Here is an 18,423-nt window from a genome sequence, read left to right as displayed (position 1 = left end):
TCGGTCGCCGCCAGGTCCCCTGATCCACCCCACAAAAACACCACCCCCGCGGGGTGGAGCAGCCCGGTAGCTCGTCAGGCTCATAACCTGAAGGCCGCAGGTTCAAATCCTGCCCCCGCAACCAACTCTAACGAACTTTCCGCCGCCGTACGAACCGCACGACCATTTTGGTCCGATGCGGGTTTTGTCGTTTGGCCCGCACGCAGCAGCGCGACAAGCTTGCCCTCGATCTTCACGCGATGCTCGCGAAGGTCCGCATCCCAAACCACGATGATCCGGTCGATCAGGCCACGCACTGCCTCGGTGGCTTCCAGTCGCGTCGCGGGATCGTTGAGCGACGTCACCAGCGCCGTGACCTTGGCCGCATAAACGGCCGCCAGATCGGCGGGCAACGAGGGGGCCTGGGTCGTTGTTTGTGCCAACTCGACGGTGAGAGCTTTTTTGCGGGACTCCAACTGCTCTAGCGTCGCTTTGGTGCTGTCGGTGAGGATGCCGCGCATGATGGCCTCCATGACGTTGTCGATCTTGCGCTGCACTTGTCCCGACTCGCGACGGAGCCGGGCCAGCGCATCCTGCCGGTTGCGATCGAGGTCGCGCTGATAGGCCTGATAGCGTGTGATGAAATCGGCCACGGCGGCAGGCTGCATCAACTCGTGCCGAAGGCCATCCAGCACGGTGCTCTCCAGTTTATGCTGCGCGATCCCCGGAATGCCCTGACAGACGAATCTCCCTTTCTCGCGGGCATCGGCGCAGTAGTAGCGCTTGGGATTGGAGCCCGCGATGTTCATGGTGCCGCCGCAGGCCCCGCAGCGAATTAGGCCGGAGAGCAGGTAGACCGGACGCCGTGTCGCGTGGCTACCGCTCAGATGTTGCGTGTCGCCTGTGTCTTTGGCCGCGCGTGTTTCGTCGATCTGGGTTTGGCGGGCGCGAACCCTGTCCCACAAGGCCTGATCGATGATACGGAGGTGAGGGACGGCGTCGCGCTTCCACTCTGATTCAGGGTTGGGCCGCGAGACCCGGCGAGCCTCCCCTGGCGGTCTGACGTAGCGCAAGCGGTTCCAGACCCGGATCCCGCCATAGAGTTCGTTGTTGAGGATCCCGGTGCCACGCTGGCGGTTGCCCTGGATCGCATTGGCGCGCCAGTTGCCGTCGCCGCGTCGTTTGCCATGTTGGGGTGCGGGGATGTGTTCGGCGTTGAGGGCGGCTGCGATGGCACGCGGGGATACGCCGCGCGCATAGTCGGTGTAGATCCGACGGATGACGTCGGCCTGCTCGGGAACGATTTCGAGTTTACCGGTATCAGGTAGGCCGGTGGGCAGGGTTGGGACACGGTAGCCATAGGACAGGCCGCCCGCCGATTGCCCGCGTTCCACGCGCTGTTCCAGGCCACGTTTGGTCTTGTCGGCGAGATGGCGCAGGTAGAGCGCATTCATCGTCGACGATAACCCGACATGCAATTCGCTGATCCAGTTCTCCGACAATGTGTAGATCTTGATGTCGTGGAACCGGCATAGGTTGAACAGGTTGGCGGTTTCTTCCTGGGAGCGGGAGAGACGGTCGAGCGCTTCGGCCATGATGACGGTAATGGTGCCGTCGACAATCGCATGACGGAGCTTCTGATAGCCGGGGCGGTTGCGCACGGATCCGGAAATCGCCTCGTCAGTATAAGTCTCGATAATGTCCCAGCCGCGCTCGTGGGCGGTGCGCGTACAAACGGCGATCTGATCGCTGGCACTGTGCGGGTTCTGTCGATCGTCGGAAAACCGGCCGTAGATCGCAACCCGCTCCGTCATCCTACTGCTCCTCGTGTCAAACGCTTCCTACAGGCACTCAGCGCGATCATCGGCGGGATGTCCAGCAAGATTAGATAGCGATGTTGGCTGGCCGTCAAAAAGGTATCTCATTCAGGTCTTTGGTCTTCGCTTCAATTTTCTTGTGGGTCACGGTGACTTTGGCATTTGTCGTTGCGATCGTGATCGTCGAATCACTCGCTGCAGCTAAAGCATCGAGATCTCGATGCAATGTGGTGCGACTGATCTCGGGGGATGTGTCTTTGAAATGTGCTTCGATGTCTTGGCGCAGAATCGGCGCGTTGTTGCCACTTTTAAAGCGCGTTTTTAGGAAGTCGGAGATTTTCTGACGGCGGGATTCTTCGCGTTGCTTTCGAGGGGAGGCCTTCCGATCGGGTGCTTCTCTAGGCGCTTTGCGCTCTTTGCTGGAAGTAGCGTTATCGGCTTGTGCGGTCTCATCGGCCTCGATCCAGACAGGCACTTTTCCGAGGGAATGCGGCACATTGAGCCCGTCCGGGGCAGGCACAGTATGGAGCTCGATATGAATGTTCGGCGATCGAGCTGCATCTCGTTGTTTAAAAATCTCGAGTTCGATTTTTTGTGTGTTGTCCTCTTTGGTCTCGGTATTTGCATTTTTCTTTCGTCTGCGTGTCGTTTTGGTCGCATCAAGCAAATGGATATGCGTATCGACGGCTGCTTGCAGGACAGAGCTCCCGCGTTCGATCGGTCGCCAGTATTTACCCTGATGATGAATTACCAGGACGCACGCGCCGAGTTGAGTTCGAAGCTCGTTGAGCCCGTTGACGAAGCGGCTCATATCGCGGGCGCTGTTCTCGTCGCCGTCCATCATGTCAACGAGAGGGTCCAATACGATCAAGGCTGGATTGGGACAACGCTGCTTAATGGCGTCGATCAATTTTCGTCGTGACGTTGATCGATCGATCCGAATGTCGAGTTCGTCAGATGTGTCCGGTATCAGGAGATGGTGGGCCAGATGTTCTTGTGCTTGCTTGCGAGGAATTTTCTTGTGATCGCACCACGCGGCGATACGACGGTGGATGTTGTGTAGCGCCTCTCGTAGCACGAAAACTACCGGGCGAGAGGTGGGATTGCCCTCGCTGTTTCCGTCCTGCGACAGCGCAGGCCGACCGAACGCTACTGATAGTGCGATATCAAGTGCGATAAAGGTTTTGCCGGTATTCGGTGCACCAAACAGGCAAACGAGCGCCTGTTCTGGGATTAGGTCCTTCACTAGCCAACGCGGCGCAGAAAACTCGTGGATATCGATAGTTAGCCACTTTATTTCACGATGTTCTGCTGTTGTTTTTTCTGCTGAAGCCAATGTCCCATTCCCAAATCGCATACGGCTTACCTGCGGTAAGCCTTCCGATTGTGGTCGTTTGAGACGCTGCCGTCGCCTCGAAACGCCCACAAAGAAGGGTGGGGTGCGGGGCGACATCGAATAACCCTCGGCCACAAGGTAGCCTCCGATGTCTCAGCTCCACCATTCCCGCCATGCCAATGACAACCACGATCATACAAGCCGGGCCGGCAAGGCTCAATCCCACGGTCTTCCCGAGACGCTGCGGCCCTTCATCGACCTCCTGGCCCGCCAGGCCGTCCGTGAATACGTGGCGGCCAACGACAATGACGCTGCCAGCGTCAACACCACCACTGCGCGCTGAACGAGGAGGACCGACCATGAAGCTTCGTTTCAAGCATATGTCTGACGTTGCAAATCGCTACCGGGAGCTTGCGACCGCGATCGTCAAGGAGGGGCGGCGTCACGCCGTCGATCTCAAACGCAAAGCGCGGACGATGTCCGCCGCAATCTCTGTCCCACGGGCTGCCAATGACAACGGCCCTCTCGCGGTGCATGAGGAGGAGCGCCTGCCGCAGTATCGCGACTCCTTCGTTTCCGTAGTGAAAGAGCGCCGAGGTGAACCGCGCGCCATTCTGTCTCTTTCCCAGGCCGATGCGCGGCTCATCAGGATCAGGCCTGGCGACCGCGTCATCGTCGAGGCCTACTTCCTGACCGATCCCTACTTCGCGACTTCGGTATGGGGGTTTTCCATCCGACGAACGACAGCAGGTGGGCCGCCTGGCGTCGTCGTGGAGACCAATGGAGCGGGAATTCGTGTTCGCGTGCGAGGAGTGTGTCCTGTTCCTATGGATCAGCGTCCTATCTACCTCAGCCCCGAAACATATGCTCCGTCGTTGGGAGGCGCGCGTCTTCCTATCTTCCTGCCGTGGACCGGGCATCAGATCGCCTTCCCGGAGATCAAAACGCTGGCGTTGACGCGAGCAGGGATTGCGCGGCGGCTACTTCTGGCGGGATGGCGCGCCCCATCGGAAAAAGGAGCTGGGGACGAATGCTTCACGCCTGCCTTTGTCTTCCAGTGGGGTCTGAAAGCTGCTGGAAAATCCCAGTATGACCTCGACATCTGCACGATGAACGGCGTCGGGGATTACCGAAAGCTGCTGCAAGGCGTGTCCCACGTCAAAACTGAATGGGGCGCGGTGCCCGAGCAATACCGTGATCTCGAGGCGGCGCTGACGCCGGTTCCGGCACGGCACCGGTTCACTTCGGACGGGCCGTTCGGGTCGTTGACGCAGCCGTGGGACGGCGAACTGTTCTGGATCAACCCGCCTTACGAAAATCGTACTTGGGCATGCTTCATGGAGCGTGCTCACCGCGAGGTCGAAAAGGATGGGCGCAAGCTATTCCTGACGCTGGGGCCGGACGATAATGCTGGGCCGCAGGCGGCGATGCTGTACGATCGCTATGCTTGCAAGATTACGCTGGAACGGCAGTTGTCGTTTTTCAAAGTGCGGAGCGCATCGGTAAAGGCCATCAAAGGCAGCCAACTGGTGGTCTTTGGGCGCGGCCTCAAGATGAGGCAGTTTCTATGGCGGCTGACGGGGCTTCTGTACGAGGACGGGTTCATTTCGTCCGAGCAGCGCGGCAACATCAACCGCAAGTATGCGCTCGGCCTGATCTGACCGCAGGCCGGGGGAGGGGCTCCCCCGGCCGTCACGCGGCGATTGGAGGCGGCGTGGCCTGCGCGCCACGACCAGCTTGGGGGCGCATCAATTCGAGCACAAACCGGGCTGTCTGGGCGTTTTTGATGTCCCGGACGCCGTTGATCAAGTCACGCGAGGTTGGCTGGTGTCCCAGCCGTTTGGCGAGTGATTCGGCCTTAACGACGATCTTTTCCAGGTCGGACATGTTGTAGCGGTCCAGCAGGCGGCGGGCGTCCTGAAGGTGAAGTTCCGCTACCCGCACGGCCCAGCCCATATCGGCGGCGTCGATCTCCGCCGTCTCCTTTCCCAGCAGCACATGGTAGACGAGGGCGTATTTGAAGCTGCGCCACAGGATCCTTCGGAAGAAGCTGGTAGGAACCTCGTGATGATCACGGAACAGGCGTCGGAACTGCCCGGTATAGGTCTCCACTGCCTCGGGTGAGGCCGTATAGCGTGAGTGGATCGTTGTCTCCTGGAGCTTGTCCCATGCTGCCGCCAGGGCGGCGATATTGGGCGCGTCGTCCATGCTGTAGAGGGGCATCGGCTCGCCCGGCCTGCGTTCCGCGATGACATATTGGAATCGCTGCATGAAGCCGTCGAGCATGCTTTCCAACGTCACGTTCTGCAGGAAGGTGTCGGTGACCGTGGTGCCTAGAATGACCAAGGCCGCGTCCTTGACCTGAATCGTCTGGCTGCGCGTGCGGCGGGTGATCGTGGCGTTGTCGTATAGCCGCAGAAGATAGTCACGGATCTCGTCGGCATAAGTCTGGCTGTTGATCCGCTTGATCAATTGCCCCCACTCGTCCTGAAACCACGCGGCGCGGTTATGTTCTTGCAGATCGGCGACGAATTGGGCCGCCGTCGTTACCTCAGGGAAGCGCCGCAGCGCCATAACACGTTGCAGGACACGGGTGGCGTAGGTCTTGCTGGCCCCGCTGTCGGCGAGGATGGTGGTCCACAAATCGGGCCTGGACACGCTGCCCAGGATATCGATCGTTACGTTCTGGTCGAGAAGCCAAGCGCCGATCCCATGCAGGGCCGTGAGGGCCGGGATTTCCAGCGGTACATCGCACCCCTGTTCGAAGCGGTCGACCACTGTGGCCAAGAAGGTGTCGGGTGGAATAATGTCTCGGCCGCGCCACTGGGTCCCTCCAGGTTTGAGAGCAAGGAAGCCGCGTAGGGTGTCCTTATGGGTGTCCGATAGCGTGCTGTATCCGATCGTATCGAAGATCGAGATCTGCTGGGGTTTGGGTAGTTGTTTGGCTTTGGCCTTGCGGCCTTGTTTGCGAGGCATGGAGTGGCTCCTGGTGTTTGGGGTGGCAGTGCGGGGGTTAACCCGCCTTGCTGGACACCTGGGTCCATGCCGGGGGGTAGGGAAGCTGACGCGGGCAGAAAAGTGCCAGCACGTCGCTTTTAGTTTCATGGCGGCGGTTTCGCCCTCGATCGTCACCCGGACGAGGGACCTGCGTCAGCGTCTGCAGTTCGCGCGCCACGGCGGATTACCGCCGGTTTTGGCCGTAAAGCGGCGTCAGCTTCGCGTCTGCAAAAACGTGGCAGCGGTGGGGGGAATGTACGACTATCGTTTCGGACCGAGATTTGGCTGCCGTACGCGGTTTCGGCTTTGCCGAAAGGCGCCCGATCAGGCCAATATGGCTCTTATGACCGAATATGATTTCAGCCAGCTGAGCCCGCATGATTTCGAGCTGATGTGCCGTGACCTTCTGCAGGAAGAAGAGGGGCTGCGTCTGGAATCATTCAAGTCGGGCAAGGACGGCGGCATCGACTTCCGCCATGCCACTGCGAGCGTCACCACCATCGTCCAATGCAAAAGGTTCGTGGAGACGGGCTATTCCGGGCTGCTGCGCGATCTCCGGCATGAGGCGGCGAAGGTTCAGCGCCTCGCGCCTCAACGCTATATCCTGATGACCGCCGCCAGTCTGTCACCGGCGAACAAAGACGAGATCGTCGGCGTGATTGGGCGGCAGTTCCTGACGACGAGTGATATCTTCGGCCGCAGCGAGCTCAACGGACTGCTCGGGCGCCATCCCGAGGTCGAGCGCGCGCATTACAAGCTTTGGCTGACGAGCATTAATGTCCTCGAGACTGTGCTAAACAACGAAATCCTGTTGCAGAGTGGATTTCAGGTGGAGAAGATCCACCGCGAGATGAGGCGCTATGTCCAGGGTAGCGCCTATCCCCAAGCAATGGAGGCGCTCAACACGCGCGGCGTCGTGATCCTATCGGGCCTGCCCGGCGTCGGTAAGACCACGCTTGCCGACCTGATCCTCTACGAGCATCTGGCCCGGGGGTTCGAGCCTGTAGTGATCCGCGAGAATTTTGCTGAGGGGAAGAAGCTCTTCCGGAAAGGTCGACCGCAGATTTTCTATTTCGACGATTTCATGGGTGTGACTTTCCTCGGCGACAAGGGATCAGCGGGGCAGCAACGCGATTATCGTGCGATCGTCGAGTTTATCGAGATGATCGGCACGGCTAAGGACAAGAGGCTCGTGCTCACGACGCGCGATCATATGTTCCAGCAGGCTTGGAGCGCGTCCGAGCAGCTGCGAGATTCTGGCATCATCGACCACAAGCTCGTCATTCACATGGGCGACTACAGCCTCCACCAGCGAGCCGAGATCCTCTACAATCACCTATTCTTCGGCGATCTGCCATCGGACTATCGTGACGAGCTTCTCAAGGACGAGTTCTACTTCAAGATCGTCAAGCATAATAAGTTTAATCCGCGCCTGATCGAGTGGCTTTCGACGCTGCGTCGGCTGAACGGCGTCGCGGTCGACGACTATCAGGAATTCATAACCACTCTGCTTGCCAATCCCGCGGAGATCTGGCGCCATGCCTATGAGCAGCAGATCAGCGACGCCGGGCGCAGCCTGTTGCTCACGCTCTCGAGCTTCGGGGGGCGGGCAGGGGAGGCACTGCTGCGCGAAGGATTCGACACTCTGCACACGCACCGCGCGCATAAATATGGCCTGCAGCGCCGGCCCGATGATTATACCAATGCGCGTAACGAGTTGAACGGGGCTTTCGTCAGGCCGACGCTGGGCGTTGTGATCGAGTTCATCAATCCCTCCGTGCAGGACTGGCTCAACAGCGTGGTGCGCGAGGCGCCTGAAAATGCGGTCGATCTCATCTCGGGTGCCTGTCGCTTCACACAACTCTCGCAGGTCTGGGGCTTTACTCGGTCCGATCAGGGCGGGGCGTCCCATGACATGCTGTCGCGCCAAATCTCGACGCTCGCGCCTAAGATCGTCGAGCTTGCCACAGCACCACGTACCGTGCGGCAGCGCGACGGAAGCACCGCCTATCTCGCGCCCACCTACGAGCAGCGCCTCGCTAAGCTGATCGAGATTGCCGACGAGATCAGAGCTCCGGACGCACTGGTACCGATCGAGCGTCTGATCGAGCGGCTTTCGGTCGATCGTAAGCAGGAACTTTGCCCGATCGACGACATGATTGCGGCGATACGCGAGTTCCAGGGATCGGAGTGGTCGGCATTAGCGCGCTTCAAGTCGTTTTTCGACAAGAGCGCCGACGAGTTAATGGCGAGCGCCAGCCAGCATTGCCGCTCGAGCGAGTTGCGCAGCCTGCTGCTCTTCTACGAGGCGAGCAGCGCCGAGCATCCTATGCTTAGCTCTGAAAATCATCCGCTGAGATCCCACCTCCTGAGCGCTTACGCCACCTTCGTGCGGAAGAGCTTGTTGGAAGAGCTTAGCGAATGCACCTCCGAGGGCGACTACGAGGAGTTGCTGTCGGATCTCGAATATTTTCATGGCGCGCTCTGCGTCGATGTTAGTGCGCATGTCTCACGGGTCAACGAGGCCCTTGACGAATATCGAGAGTATGAAGAACAGCGCGCCGACCAGGAGATGGATAGCTATGAAGAGAGTGCTCGGGAGAGCCACGATGACGAAGAAAGCATCCGTGCGATGTTCGGATCGCTGGGTGGATCGGGCTAGAGGATATAGTCCCAAAATCCCCAACCACAGGGCTCAATGCAATGGCGTCAACCGAGGACCTATTTGTCCTTCGCAGTCTCCGACCGGACATCTGTCTTCGAAAGAATCAGCGTTCATCCGGGGTATTGTCTATGACAAAGTTTGGTCGATAGGCGTCATGAACATGGCGCAAGAAATGGCTGATTTATGTTGCCGCTTGCCAATAAACGTCATTTCGATCTTCCCTTAATCAGTCGAACGGGGGAGACAGGACAGGGCGCGCTGATCGCTCGTTAGCTCTCGATGATTATCTCCAGTGCCTGCCTTTCGGCGGCTTCGCGGTGGAGCGTGGAACGATTTCGGGCCATTGCTGTGGAGGCGGCTGGTGCAGTAGCCGACGAGCTTGACTTGAGGAGAGCAGAGACCAGTCCACATTATCGATCATCCGCTGCACGCTTGTCCGCACGCTGTCCCAGCGGTCGCGCAGCAGGCGGGAAAAATGGTGTTCGCGATCCTCAAGCGCCTTGGCGGAGTACCGCCTTGTCACGCTATCTTCCAGCCGAGAACCAAAGCTGCTGCCAGTAGCGGCACGGTGATCCATGCTATTTTCTGCCAGGGGCGACGCGTCAACTTTTCGGGGGTGGGTGGTTCGTGGGACAGTCGGGACAACGTCGTCTCCAGCGCGTATTCCATCTGTCCCAACAGGCGCGAGCACTGATCGGTCATTCTCTCCATCGCGTTCAGGCGCTCCCGCAGCCGCAAGGCCGCCCGCTCGGTGTTCTGGCGGGACTGCTCCACGCTCTCCTGCAGGCGAAGGAAAAACTCGGTCGGATCGTGGCTCATAACCCTGCTCCTGTAGCTGTGTTGCCAACGCGTTGACACGCCGCACGGCGACGTTGGTCTCAGCCCGCGTGCGGCCCTCGTCAATTTTGGACCACTCGACAATTCTGCCGCCCCGCGTCGGCTTCGGGCTGCTTGCGGGATGTGCGCCTCGTGCCCGCATAGCCCGTGCGGCGGGGCCTTCGTGTAGTGTAGGGAGCAAGTGCGCCTTGCCCTGATCTTCAAACGAACGATGGTCGATCGGCGGTCCCGTTCCCGCCATGATCCGGTTGTGGGTCTCGGTCCATTCCTCCCGCACGACTTCGAGTGCGCCCTTTCGGGAGAGGCCGATGACCTTGCTCGGGCGTCCCTTGCCGCCGGTGCGAGGCTTGTTCTGCTCCAGGGCGATGAGGTGCACATGCGGATTACCGGGCCGATCGTAATGGATGGCTGCGACCCATGGTGCTGTCCCATGCGTGACCTTTTCCGCGAAGTCGCGCACCAGGGCCCGGTGCTGGTCTGGGCCGCCCTCTCGTGGCAGGGCGATGATGAAGCACTCGGCAATGCGTCCGTTGCGGCCCGCCATGGCCTCGTGCCGCTCGGCCAATGTCCTTAGGTTGGGACGGTCATACCGAGGCAACCCGTGGCGTTCGCCCAGTAGGACGACGTCCTTGCGGTTGCAGCAGATATAGCCCAGCCGTGCCGCCGTTTTGCCGATCCCGCCCAAGGCTGCGATCCCGTTGTGCTGCAATGAATACAGCGCCACGGTTCACGGCTCCCGCCCGTTTGAGTCGCACGCGAAAATCGTAGATTTTCGCTGAAGTGCGCCCTCCCTTTCGGCCTTGCCCGTTTCAGCGGACTCACCCACTGGGGAGGATGGAGTGTCGGTTGGTTGTCGCTTGCCGCCCGCCGGGCCGTTGAGCAGATCGTACATCGCCTTCACGCGGTGCAGATCGCGGGCGAAGTCCTGCACTGGCAGATCCAATTGCTGCAGCACCTTGCGCAGCGCCGCGTTCTGCGCTTTGCCGTTCGGAAACCCTGCGCGGTAGAACGCGGCGAGATCGACGATGTCTCCCGGCGTCAGAGTGCTTGCGTCACCCAGACGGCGGTTCAGCGCGATGAAACGATGGGCATCGACAAGCATGGCGGCGGATCCTTCCCGGTTGGATCCTCGTCACCTATGCCCCGATTGCCACGACCGAAGTGGAATTGTCAGTGCATCGAAATATTGCGAGAAAGAGGTAAAGCCGCGTCACGCGGCGTTGTTGAACGACGAAAGCCTGAAGCCATGCCGCGCGGACGCCCACGCAAAGACCCTGAAGCCGCCAACGCTGCCAAGCCCGCCGCCAAGGGCAAGGCTGCGACCGCAAATTTGGGCTTCGAAGCGCAGATGTTCCTCGCGGCCGACAAGCTCCGCAAAAACCTTGAACCATCGGACTACAAGCACGTCGCCCTCGGCCTGATCTTCTTGCGCTACATCTCCACCGCCTTCGAAGCCCATCACGCGGCATTGCTGGCGGATGACCCGCAGGCGGCGGAAGACGCGGATGAATACCTCGCCAAGAACATCTTCTGGGTGCCGCCCGAGGCGCGCTGGTCCCACCTTCAGGCGAACGCCCGCTCCGCCGAGATCGGCAAGCTGATCGACGCCGCCATGCTCGAGATCGAGAAGGCGAACCCCGAACAGCTCAAGGGCGTGCTGCCCAAGGAATACGGCCGCCCGTCGCTCGACAGCGTCATGCTGGGCGAGCTGATCGACCTGATCTCCGATATCGGCATGGGCGGCAGCGAGGATCAGGCGCGGGACGTGTTGGGGAGGGTCTACGAATACTTCCTTGGCGGCTTCGCAGGATCGGAAGGCAAGCGGGGCGGGGAGTTCTACACGCCCTTCAGTGTCGTGCGCACGCTCGTCGCCATGCTCGAACCCTACAAGGGCCGCGTCTATGACCCGTGCTGTGGCTCCGGTGGCATGTTCGTGCAGTCCGAACGCTTCGTGGAGGAGCATGGCGGCAAGCTGGGCGATATCGCGATCTACGGTCAGGAGAGCAACCACACCACCTGGCGTCTGGCGAAGATGAACCTCGCCGTGCGTGGGATCGGGGCGGACATCCGCTGGAACAACGAAGGCAGCTTCCTGCGCGACGAACTGCGCGATTTTCGCTTCGATCATATCCTCGCCAACCCGCCCTTCAACATTTCCGACTGGTGGAACGCCTCATTAGAGGATGACCCGCGCTGGCAATACGGCAAGCCGCCTGCGGGCAATGCGAACTATGCCTGGTTGCAGCATATCCTGTGGCATCTGGCCCCGAGTGGGACAGCGGGCGTGGTGCTGGCCAATGGTTCCATGTCGTCCAACCAGAACAGCGAAGGCGACATCCGCCGCCGTATGGTGGAGGCCGATGTTGTCGACTGCATGGTGGCGCTGCCGGGGCAGCTTTTCTATTCAACCCAGATCCCGGCCTGTCTGTGGTTCCTGAGCCGGACGAAGCATCCGAAAGGCTGGCGCGACCGGCGCGGCGAAATGCTGTTCATCGACGCACGCAAACTCGGTACGATGGTGGATCGGACACGGCGTGAGCTGACCGACGCAGACGTGGCGAAGATTGCGGATACCTATCACGCGTGGCGTGGCGAGAAGGGCGCAGAGGCTTATGAAGATGTTGCAGGCTTCTGCCGTTCGGCGACGCTGGAGGAGGTTGAGAGCCACGGATTTGTTTTGACGCCGGGGCGGTATGTTGGGGCGGAGGATCTGGAAGAGGATGAGGTGCCTTTTGAGCAGCGATTTTCCGCTCTCAAGTGCCAGATACTAGATCAGATGTTGCGACAAGAGGCGCTTTCCCGCGAAATCGCGCAACAGCTCATCGCAGTTGATGTGTGATGAGACACGTCCCGCTCTCAAGCATTGCGACGTTTGCCTCAGGTGGAACGCCTGCCAAAACTGAACCATCCTATTGGAACGGTTCTATCAAGTGGCTGACCCCGAAAGACATGCCTTTTTGGGATGGTCAAACCGCTGACCGAGTCAGCGAGTTGGCATTAGGAAAGGGAACCCGCTTAGCACCTGCGGGGTCCATTTTTATTGCCGTGAGAGGGATGTCTCTTCATACGGAAATACGTATTCTTCACTCAAAGGAGGCGCTGGCATTCAATCAGGACATCAAGGCAATTAATGCCAGTAAATCTGTGAATCAGAAATTTTTGTATTACTGCTTGCAGGCACAAAAAGACTACCTCTTGAGTTGTGTGGAAGCAGCCGGTCACGGAACAGGGCGTCTCCCGAGTGATCGATTGAAAAGCGTCCCCATATTAGACATCGACCGTTTTGAACAAGATCGCCTTGCTAGTTTGTTCAGCTGCCTAGACGACAAGATCGACCTCAACCGTCAGATGAACGAGACGCTTGAGGCGATGGCGCGGGCGTTGTTCAAGGACTGGTTTGTCGATTTCGGCCCGACGCGCGCGAAGATGGCGGGGCAGAAGCCTTATCTCGCACAGGATATCTGGGACCTGTTCCCCGATCGTCTGGATGATAAGGGGAAGCCTGAGGGGTGGGTTATCTCCCAGATTGGTAACGAAGCCACGATAGTTGGAGGTTCGACGCCGAGCACCGCAGAACCGTCGTTCTGGGACGGATTTCATGCTTGGGCGACCCCTAAGGACTTATCCGGGTTGAGTTCTCCGGTTATTTCGAAGACGGTACGAACTATTACTGATAACGGTCTGTCGTGCATTTCATCGGGTTTACTTCCGGCTGGTAGCGTTCTTTTATCATCCAGGGCGCCGGTTGGATACACAGCGATTACTACAATACCAATGGCGATCAATCAGGGATTCATTGGGGTAATCTGCAATAAAATTATTTCGCCGCCTTTTGTTTTGTTCTGGATGAAAGAAAGTATGGATCTGATTGTGCAGCACGCGAATGGCTCCACATTCCAAGAGATCAGCAAGAAGAACTTTCGCCCGCTGCCGTTGATAAAGCCCGCTGTCGAGTTGCTTCAAAAATATTCGGCAATCGTACAACCGCTGATCGATAAAATCATCCAGAACGAAGCTGAAAGCAAAGCACTTGCCCAGATGCGCGACCTCCTCCTCCCCAAACTAATGTCCGGCGAAATCCGGATCAAGGACGCGGAGAAGATGGTGGAGGAGGTGGCATGACCGCCTCCCGAGAGCAGCTTAAAAGAGACATCCTCGCCGAACTCGATCGTGTGGCGGATCCGCATCCCATGGGCAGTCAGGATGCGTATGCGGCACGCTATGTCGTGCGCGGTGCGTCAGATCGGGACATGGAGATCATGTTTCAGAAGGACGCCAAATCGCCGCCGAATTTGTGGTGCGTAGCGTCCGCAGTTGATGCGGATACAATCCGCGAACTGACGCCGAAAGAGGCACCGTCCAACAAGCTCTATGTGACGGTCTCTTCCGCGACGGGAAAGCCGCAATACGGGCGGCATAGTGGTCTCGAAAAAATGCCGCAACTGGGACAGGCAGATTTGCTCTGCTTCAAGATCGACAACCTGCTGGCTCTGCGCCGTATCATTGCCTGCCTGAAAGTGGCCTGATCCCATGGCTTACCTGTCCGAAAGCGAGATCGAAGACTGGGCCTGCGATATCCTGCGTGAGAGCGGGTATGCGCTAGCCAATGGCCCGGATATCTCGCCGGGTGGGGCGCATCCTGAGCGCACGTCGTTGTCGGATGTGGTGCTGGTGGGACGGTTGCAAGACACGATTGCGCGGCTCAATCCGCATTTGTCCCAAGAGGCGCGGGACGAGGCGTTGCGGGCGGTGCTGCGGGAGGAAACGCCCGATCATGTGGAGGAGAACCGCCGCCTGCATGGGTATCTGATCGATGGTGTGCCGGTCGATGTCGTGCGGGAGGATGGGACGCAGTCGGGCGATCGGGCGCGATTGCTGGATTTTCAGGATCCGTGGGCGAACGACTTTCTGGCTGTGCGTCAGTTCGTCGTGGAGAAGCCCGATGTCAATCGCAGGCCGGATATCGTGCTGTTCGTCAACGGCATGCCGCTGGGTGTAGTTGAGCTGAAAAGCCCGAGTTCGGCGCAGGCGACACTGGAATCCGCGTGGAACCAGTTCCAGACCTACCGGCAATACATCCCGTCGCTGTTCCGTTTCAACGAGGCGCTGGTGATTGCGGATGGGACACAGGCGCGCGTCGGCTCGCTCACGGCGGATTATGAGCGGTTCATGCCGTGGCGGACGGTGGATGGTGAGCAGATCGTCGCCAAGAACCATGAGGAGATGGAGACGGTTCTGCGGGGTGTGTTCTCGCCGCGCTGGTTTCTCGCTCTGATCCGCGATTTCGTGCTGTTCACGGAGAAGAACAGCAAGCCCGTTAAGGTTTTGGCCGGATATCATCAGTTCCACGCCGTGCGTCGTGCGGTCACGCAGACGGTGCGGGCCACGGGGCAGATCGGGGATAAGAAGGCGGGTGTGATCTGGCACACGCAAGGTTCGGGCAAAAGCCTGTTGATGACGTTCTATGCGGGCGTGATCGCGCGCCATCCCGAGATGGGCAACCCGACGATCGTGGTCCTGACTGACCGCAACGATCTGGATGATCAGCTGTTCGCGACCTTCGCGGGTGCGCAATCGTTGCTGCGGCAGACGCCTGAGCAGGCGGCGGATCGGGTACATCTGCAGGCGTTGCTGCGCCGCAGTTCGGGCGGCGTGATCTTCACGACGCTGCAGAAATTCCAGCCGGACGCGGGCGAGACGGCGCTGCCCGTCCTGACGGATCGGCGCAATGTCGTGGTGATGGCCGATGAGGCGCATCGAAGCCAATATGGGCTAGATGCAAAATTCAACAGTCGCACGGGTAGCGTGTCGTATGGGTTCGCGAAGTATCTACGCGATGCGCTGCCGAATGGGTCGTTCATAGGCTTTACGGGCACGCCGATCGAGACGGTCGATTCCAGCACGCGGGCGATTTTCGGCGATTACATCGATATCTATGACATCGCGCAGGCTGTCGAGGACGGCGCGACGGTTCCGATTTATTACGAAAGCCGCCTGGCCCGTATCCAGCTCGATGATGAGTTGAAGGGTGAGTTGGACGATGAGCTGTCCGATATCGTCGAAGGCTTGTCGGAGAACGAGGAGCAGAAGCTCAGCCAGAAATACTCGCGCGTTGAGGCGTTGGTGGGTTCGGCCCCGCGTCTTGCGAGCGTGGCGGCGGATATCGTGTCCCATTTCGAGGCGCGGCTGACGGCACTTGACGGCAAAGGCATGATTGTCGGCATGAGCCGGGGCATTTGCGTGGCCTTGTATGACGAGATCGTCCGTTTGCGTCCTGAGTGGGGGAGCGACGAGGAGAATGAGGGCGTCATCAAGGTGGCGATGACGGGGAGTTCATCGGATCCAGAAAGCTGGCAGTCGCATATTGGCAAGAAGCCGAAGGTTCGCCGTGAATTGTTGGCCAAGCGGATGAAGGACAATGCCGATCCGCTAAAGCTGGTGATCGTGCGCGATATGTGGCTGACGGGTTTCGACGTGCCGTCGATGCATACGATGTATGTGGACAAGCCGATGCGCGGGCACGGGTTGATGCAGGCGATCGCGCGCGTGAACCGTGTGTTCAAAGGCAAGCCGGGTGGTCTCGTGGTCGATTACATCGGCTTGGCGCAGAACCTGAAAGCGGCGCTGGGCCAGTATTCGGCAGGCGATCGCGATCAGGTCGGCATTGATGAGGACGAAGCGATCCGCGTTATGCAGGAGCGCTGCGAGATCGTGCGGGCCATGTTCAATCCGGGGCAGGCGGGAGGCTTTGATTATCGCCCGGCGCTCGTGGCGGACGCGGCTCCGAAAGACAAGCTGAAATGCATGGCGGGTGCGCTGGACCACGTATTGGGACAGCAGCAGCAGGCGATGGCGCATGCTCGTTCGGATGGAGATCGGAAGGCGGCGCAGCGCCGGTTCCCGGATGCAGTAAAGGCGCTGTCGATCGCGTACGCGCTGGCAGCGGCGAGCGATCAGGCGATTGCATTACGTGATGAAGTCGGGTTTTTCGAGGCCGTCCGGGCCGCGTTACTCAAGAGCGTGGCGGACGGGCAGGGCGGCCGGAGCGCGCAGGATCGGGAGCTGGCGATCAAGCAGTTGATTAGCCGTGCCGTGGTGTCGACGGATATCATCGACATCATGGAGGCAGCAGGCATCGGGCGGCCGGATATCTCGATCCTCTCGGATGCATTCCTGCAGGAAGTGCGGGAAATGCCGCAGCGTAATCTGGCGATCGAGGCATTGAAGAAGCTGCTCGAAGGGCAGATCCGAAGCCGAGGCAAGTCCAACATGACGGAGGCTGAGCTGTTTTCGGAACGGCTGGAAAAGGCGGTGGCGCGCTATCATGCCAATGCGCTGACGTCAGTCGAGATCCTTGAGCAATTGATCCAAATGGCGCGGGACATGGCTGCGGCGCGGGAACGAGGGGATGATCTGGGCCTGACCTCGGAGGAGGTCGCGTTCTACGATGCGCTCTCGCGCAACGAGAGCGCGAAGGAGGCGATGAAGGACCCCGATCTCCGCACCTTGGCGGCGGCGCTGGTGGTGACGATACGGAACAATGCGACCGTGGATTGGACGGTCATGGCGCAGGCGCGCGCCAAGATGCGAACGGAGGTCAAGCGGCTGCTCCGGAAGCACGGCTATCCGCCGGATTTCTCGGAGGAGGCCATCCGCTATATCTTGAAGCAGGCGGAAGAGTTCGCGCCGTCTTGGGCGACGAAGGCTTAAGCTGCGACGAGGGCGAGGTGTGGACGGGGCGCATATAGCGACATACGCGCTGTTCGCCAAAGTTGGTATCCTGCCCCCGCAACCAACACATCAGCCCGCTCAATCCAGGCGGGCTTTTTTTGCACAAAAATCCCCATACAAAATCATGAAGCAGACGCGCCCCCACACAGCAGGCGCTGTGTATCATACTCTGGATATGACGGTATCGTTGCCCATACCCATCCGGCCTCCGCCGGTTCTCTACTTCCAGATGATCCGTAAGCCCATATATATATTGTAAGCTTGTCCGAAGCCGCGCGCTCTCTTCTAGCAGTGTCGCAAATGAGAATGCTTTTTCTGTATTCAGCGTGCGTAGTTGAGACACTGCAAAAACCGCTGATTGATGCCTCTCGACCAATCTGCACTGCGAATTCCTTCTTGAGAACTCTAATCGTCTCGGAAAAGGGCAGGGCGATCGACATTCAAGCGCTGAAGGCAGGCTCACACCACGCTGGGCGGATGGACTCTGCCGTCGGAGGTGGCGGACGAACACTCGCCCCTCGCATCATCCAAAGAATAATCGAGAAATAATTAGGAACGAGCATCTTTCTACTCGTTGTCTATTGCGGCATGGTCGTGCTGAGACTTGCCATTGGGCGGTCGTCGCCAAGTAAGAAGAAAGAGCTGAGCTTGTGGTTTGTGTTGGTATTGACCTTGGAACGAGCAATTCGGTCATCGCCTATCTGAAGGATGGCGTTCCTACTCTCATCCCCAACGCTCTCGGGGAGACATTAACCCCGTCTGCTGTGACGCTCAGCGATCAGGATGAGATCCTCGTTGGTCAGGCCGCGCTTGATCGGCTTATCACCCATCCGCGCCGTACGGCTGCAGGATTTAAACGGTTGATGGGAACCAATGCAACACTGACTCTGGGCGATCATTCTTTTCGCCCGGAAGAACTGTCTGCACTGGTCCTGAGAGCCCTTTTGGAAATTCAGCGTGAGGGGTTTTCAGGGCGTCTGGCGTGTGATTCACACTCAGGATGTGGACGCCAGAACAACGAGGCCGAATGGCCGACATCACCGGTAGGACGAAACGCTATC

The 18,423-nt window shown here is 59.3% G+C and carries 13 protein-coding genes, 1 tRNA gene and 1 pseudogene; 9 read left to right on the top strand and 6 right to left on the bottom strand.

From position 1 onward, the window contains the following. Nucleotides 1–47: 47 nt before the first annotated feature. Nucleotides 48–124: transfer RNA gene (locus IEV53_RS14620), tRNA-Met, on the top strand. Here IEV53_RS14620 and IEV53_RS14990 read toward each other — a convergent pair. Then, entirely contained in the window at nucleotides 81–1,793 is a 1,713-nt protein-coding gene (locus IEV53_RS14990) for a recombinase family protein (protein ID WP_264784227.1), read from the bottom strand. The two genes, IEV53_RS14620 and IEV53_RS14990, sit on opposite strands and share 44 nt — an antisense overlap. Before the next feature lie 94 nt (nucleotides 1,794–1,887). Further along, complete coding sequence (locus tag IEV53_RS14605; protein ID WP_188427573.1) at nucleotides 1,888–3,132, bottom strand: AAA family ATPase; 1,245 nt, start codon at nucleotides 3,130–3,132, stop codon at nucleotides 1,888–1,890. Nucleotides 3,133–3,280: 148 nt separating this feature from the next. Between IEV53_RS14605 and IEV53_RS14600 the strand changes: the two genes are divergently transcribed. Together IEV53_RS14600 and IEV53_RS14595 are read left to right on the top strand one after the other, a co-directional pair. Continuing rightward, the gene (locus IEV53_RS14600) at nucleotides 3,281–3,475 is read left to right on the top strand and encodes a hypothetical protein (RefSeq protein ID WP_188427572.1); all 195 of its coding nucleotides are present in this window, start codon (nucleotides 3,281–3,283) and stop codon (nucleotides 3,473–3,475) included. A gap of 16 nt (nucleotides 3,476–3,491) precedes the next feature. Continuing rightward, nucleotides 3,492–4,793, top strand: a complete 1,302-nt coding sequence (locus tag IEV53_RS14595) for a hypothetical protein (RefSeq protein WP_188427571.1) — start codon at nucleotides 3,492–3,494, stop codon at nucleotides 4,791–4,793. Nucleotides 4,794–4,824: 31 nt separating this feature from the next. Here IEV53_RS14595 and IEV53_RS14590 read toward each other — a convergent pair whose 3' ends face one another. Then, a complete protein-coding gene (locus IEV53_RS14590) occupies nucleotides 4,825–6,108 on the bottom strand; it encodes a DUF3987 domain-containing protein (RefSeq protein WP_188427570.1) in 1,284 nt (427 codons plus the stop codon). Between the two features lie 127 nt (nucleotides 6,109–6,235). Between IEV53_RS14590 and IEV53_RS14585 the strand changes: the two genes are divergently transcribed. Next, a complete protein-coding gene (locus IEV53_RS14585; RefSeq protein WP_188427569.1) occupies nucleotides 6,236–8,791 on the top strand; it encodes an nSTAND3 domain-containing NTPase in 2,556 nt (851 codons plus the stop codon). Between the two features lie 522 nt (nucleotides 8,792–9,313). Here the strand turns inward: IEV53_RS14585 and IEV53_RS14850 are convergent. The 3 genes and pseudogenes from IEV53_RS14850 to IEV53_RS14575 form a co-directional block, all read right to left on the bottom strand. After that, nucleotides 9,314–9,613, bottom strand: coding sequence for a hypothetical protein (locus tag IEV53_RS14850; RefSeq protein WP_229719929.1), 300 nt, complete (start codon nucleotides 9,611–9,613; stop codon nucleotides 9,314–9,316). A 208-nt stretch (nucleotides 9,614–9,821) separates the two neighbouring features. Further along, nucleotides 9,822–10,175 (bottom strand): annotated as a pseudogene (locus IEV53_RS14985) (MobA/MobL family protein); the annotation flags it as partial. Nucleotides 10,176–10,358: 183 nt separating this feature from the next. Then, entirely contained in the window at nucleotides 10,359–10,733 is a 375-nt protein-coding gene (locus tag IEV53_RS14575; RefSeq protein ID WP_188427567.1) for a hypothetical protein, read from the bottom strand. 144 nt (nucleotides 10,734–10,877) lie between these two features. Here IEV53_RS14575 and IEV53_RS14570 point away from each other — a divergent pair, with 144 nt between their 5' ends. The 5 genes from IEV53_RS14570 to IEV53_RS14550 all read left to right on the top strand — a co-directional run. Continuing rightward, a complete protein-coding gene (locus IEV53_RS14570; protein WP_188427566.1) occupies nucleotides 10,878–12,470 on the top strand; it encodes a class I SAM-dependent DNA methyltransferase in 1,593 nt (530 codons plus the stop codon). Continuing rightward, a complete protein-coding gene (locus IEV53_RS14565) occupies nucleotides 12,470–13,753 on the top strand; it encodes a restriction endonuclease subunit S (protein WP_188427565.1) in 1,284 nt (427 codons plus the stop codon). The genes IEV53_RS14570 and IEV53_RS14565 overlap by 1 nt, the downstream gene beginning before the upstream one ends. Further along, nucleotides 13,750–14,157: a hypothetical protein gene (locus tag IEV53_RS14560; protein WP_188427564.1), complete on the top strand. Its 408-nt coding sequence runs from the start codon at nucleotides 13,750–13,752 to the stop codon at nucleotides 14,155–14,157. Before IEV53_RS14565 ends, IEV53_RS14560 begins: the two co-directional genes overlap by 4 nt. A gap of 4 nt (nucleotides 14,158–14,161) precedes the next feature. Continuing rightward, nucleotides 14,162–17,341 carry a type I restriction endonuclease subunit R gene (locus IEV53_RS14555; RefSeq protein ID WP_188427563.1) on the top strand — a complete coding sequence of 1,060 codons (3,180 nt, stop codon included), beginning with the start codon at nucleotides 14,162–14,164 and terminating at the stop codon, nucleotides 17,339–17,341. Nucleotides 17,342–18,012: 671 nt separating this feature from the next. Then, a partial coding sequence (locus tag IEV53_RS14550) for an Hsp70 family protein (protein ID WP_188427562.1) occupies nucleotides 18,013–18,423 on the top strand: 411 nt, incomplete at its 3' end.

Source organism: Asaia siamensis, assembly GCF_014635085.1.
GTDB lineage: Bacteria > Pseudomonadota > Alphaproteobacteria > Acetobacterales > Acetobacteraceae > Asaia > Asaia siamensis.
The sequence above is the reverse complement of the archived record's forward strand: the minus strand, read 5'-3'. Positions and strand labels throughout refer to the sequence as shown.

Excerpts from the sequence above, each read along its gene's own strand:
- IEV53_RS14585 (WP_188427569.1), top strand. The coding sequence starts at position 6,236 with ATGGCGGCGGTTTCGCCCTCGATCGTCACCCGGACGAGGGACCTGCGT.
- IEV53_RS14590 (WP_188427570.1), bottom strand. The coding sequence starts at position 6,108 with ATGCCTCGCAAACAAGGCCGCAAGGCCAAAGCCAAACAACTACCCAAA.
- IEV53_RS14990 (WP_264784227.1), bottom strand. The coding sequence starts at position 1,793 with ATGACGGAGCGGGTTGCGATCTACGGCCGGTTTTCCGACGATCGACAG.
- IEV53_RS14555 (WP_188427563.1), top strand. The coding sequence starts at position 14,162 with ATGGCTTACCTGTCCGAAAGCGAGATCGAAGACTGGGCCTGCGATATC.
- IEV53_RS14560 (WP_188427564.1), top strand. The coding sequence starts at position 13,750 with ATGACCGCCTCCCGAGAGCAGCTTAAAAGAGACATCCTCGCCGAACTC.
- IEV53_RS14575 (WP_188427567.1), bottom strand. The coding sequence starts at position 10,733 with ATGCTTGTCGATGCCCATCGTTTCATCGCGCTGAACCGCCGTCTGGGT.
- IEV53_RS14850 (WP_229719929.1), bottom strand. The coding sequence starts at position 9,613 with ATGAGCCACGATCCGACCGAGTTTTTCCTTCGCCTGCAGGAGAGCGTG.
- IEV53_RS14600 (WP_188427572.1), top strand. The coding sequence starts at position 3,281 with ATGTCTCAGCTCCACCATTCCCGCCATGCCAATGACAACCACGATCAT.
- IEV53_RS14595 (WP_188427571.1), top strand. The coding sequence starts at position 3,492 with ATGAAGCTTCGTTTCAAGCATATGTCTGACGTTGCAAATCGCTACCGG.
- IEV53_RS14570 (WP_188427566.1), top strand. The coding sequence starts at position 10,878 with ATGCCGCGCGGACGCCCACGCAAAGACCCTGAAGCCGCCAACGCTGCC.
- IEV53_RS14565 (WP_188427565.1), top strand. The coding sequence starts at position 12,470 with ATGAGACACGTCCCGCTCTCAAGCATTGCGACGTTTGCCTCAGGTGGA.